3 protein-coding genes are annotated in these 2348 nt (G+C 66.9%); all 3 read right to left on the reverse strand.

Going from position 1 to position 2348, the window contains the following annotated elements; genetic code table 11:
* Nucleotides 1-641 (reverse strand): Gfo/Idh/MocA family protein (locus H926_RS29260; protein ID WP_202804783.1); only part of this gene is annotated, 641 nt, incomplete at its 3' end.
* Nucleotides 642-747: 106 nt separating this feature from the next.
* Nucleotides 748-1956, reverse strand: a complete 1209-nt coding sequence (locus H926_RS29265; RefSeq protein WP_022677894.1) for a PAS domain-containing sensor histidine kinase — start codon at nt 1954-1956, stop codon at nt 748-750.
* Nucleotides 1946-2348: helix-turn-helix domain-containing protein (locus H926_RS0120210; protein ID WP_028658279.1), on the reverse strand; the 403-nt coding region annotated here is incomplete at its 5' end. The genes H926_RS29265 and H926_RS0120210, both read right to left, overlap by 11 nt.

The following is a 2348-nucleotide window of genomic DNA, read 5'->3' on the forward strand; positions in this document are numbered from 1 at the left end:
ATGACGTCGAGGCGTTCTTCATCCAGGCCGCTGTCACGATGCATCATGCCGATGGCGCTGAACCCGTCGCCAGCCAGTGTCAGGGTAACCGCGTGCAGCAAGCCGTCGATGACGTTGGTTTCGATCGTGTGGCGAAGTACTGGCCCAGGCACCATCGATAACAGCGTATCCACGACATGGATGAAATCGTCGAAGATCACGCGGCGCGGTTGGTCCGGCTGCGCATTGCGGTGCTTTTCCATGACGATAAGGCTGGCGTTCGTGCCGCGCAGGGTGGCGTAGTCTGGCGCGAACCGCCGGTTGAAGCCCAACTGCAGCGGCGTGGCGCGGGTCTGTGCCAGCATGGTGAGCGCTTCAACCTCGGCAAGATTGTCGGCGAGCGGCTTGTCCACGAACGTGGCGATTTCACGTTCGAGGAGCAATTTCACCAGTTCGGCGTGTGCAGACGTGGCCGCGTGGACAAAGGCCGCGTCGAACGTGGTGGCAGACAGCGCATCGATGACGCTGTTGTGCCGATGCTGGATGCGAAACGTGCGACCTACTTCATCGAGCACAGATCGATCCCGCGTCGCCAGATGGATTTCGAGATCGGGCCGCGTGGCCATGACCGGAAGATACGCCTTGCGGGCGATGTCGCCCAACCCGATCACAAGAACACGCATGCACTTTTCCTGTCTTCACCGGGCCAAGACGTTCACCTGGCTGGGATATATCGGGTGCCGGGGCACCGCAACCGGCTTTCCCACGTCATTTGCCGGGGATGGGATCGGCTGCCGGCTTGGCGGCATGCATGCCATCCGCGTTCCGACCATGGCGGGGCAGCGCCAGTTCGAACGCGGTGTCCTTGCCGGGGAGCAGAGACAGATCGCCGCCATGGGCACGGGCGATCTGTCGTGCCAGGCTCAGGCCGATGCCGCTGCCTTCTTTCTTGGTAGTGTAGAACGGGCGGAAGATGCGCGCGCGGCCCTCATCGGGCACGCCGGGGCCGTTGTCGGCAACGCATATCGACAGGCGGTCGTCCAGCTTGGCGGAAAGGCGAACCTGTGGGGCGTCGGTTGCGGCTACTGCGGCCTCGGCGCCATTCTGGAGCAAGGCCCACAAGGCCTGGCTGATCTGGTCGCGGTCGATGAAGACCATGCCGTCTGGCGGCCCATCCGCCACGAAAGCGACGCGGCCGCCCCAACGCGCGGCGAACATGCGGCGCAGATCGTCGAACAGCACCGCCAGCGTCGTCGGCGCCAGGACCGGCTCGGGAAGCCGGGCCAGCTGGCGATAGGCCTGGGTGAAATGGAGCAGGCCATCGGCACGGCGAGACAGCGTACCGAGCATGTCGCGCAAATGCGCGACCGGTGGTGGCGTGTCGTCGAGCGTCGCCAGCGCGCTGTCAGCGAGCGAGGCGATCGGTGTAAGCGCGTTCATCACCTCGTGGCTCAACACGTCGAGCAGTTCGCGCGTCGTTCGCGCTTCGGCCAGGCGTTCTTCGCTTTCGATGTCGATCAGGGCGAGGATGGTGCGTGCGGCGCCAGCGCCATGGGCTTCGATCCGGTCGATGCGATAGGCCCGGCCGGCGTAGCGCAGGCGCGGTGCACTTTCCCGCAAGGCCTCGGGCACATCGATCAGCGCGTCCTCGATGTCGAACAGCATGCGTGCCGCCCGATTGAGCGCACGAACGCGGCCGCTGCGCTCCACGCTCAACAGAGGGGTGGGCGCCTGGTCCAACACGGCACGCAGCACCGCGCGATCGGTTTCGCCATCGGGCGCCGCCACCTGTCGTTCGGCGGGCAGGTGCAGCGGCATCGCGCGGGCAAGCGCGAGGCTGGCCAACCAGAAGCCGAGCAACAGCACCAGCACGAAGCAGGCATAAAACCCGCCGGTCCAGGCGGCGACCGTGGCCGCGCCGCAGCCGAACAGCAGCAGCTGTCCCGGCAGCGCGGTCCTTACGCTGCTAGAGGCCATGCTTGGCCATCCGGCGATAGAGCGCAGCCCGGCTCAGCCCCAATTCTTCGGCCGCGTGGCTGACATTGAAGCCGTGCCGCTTGAGCGCCGCTGCAACCAGCACGCGCTCGCTCTCTTCCAGGTTGAGCGTGGACGCGACCGCTGCTGGCGACGGCGCTTCGGCCGGGGAAGGGCCGAGACCCAGGTCAGCCTCGCTGATCAGCCCGCCATCGCCGAGCACCACGGCCCGCTCCACCGCCTGGGCCAGGCCGCGCACGTCGTCGCTCCAGGGGGTGACGGCAATGGCCGTCTCGGCCTCGGGCATGAAGCCCAGCACCGGTTTGCCGTGCCTGCGTTCGGCCGCGCGGGCGAAATGGCGCGCGAGCAACAGGGCGTCTGCGCCGCGCTGGGCC

This window comes from Novosphingobium sp. B-7 (genome assembly GCF_000410615.1).
Lineage (GTDB): Bacteria > Pseudomonadota > Alphaproteobacteria > Sphingomonadales > Sphingomonadaceae > Novosphingobium > Novosphingobium capsulatum.

Coding starts and splice junctions, on each gene's coding strand:
- H926_RS29265 (WP_022677894.1), bottom strand. CDS start 1,956: ATGGCCTCTAGCAGCGTAAGGACCGCGCTGCCGGGACAGCTGCTGCTG.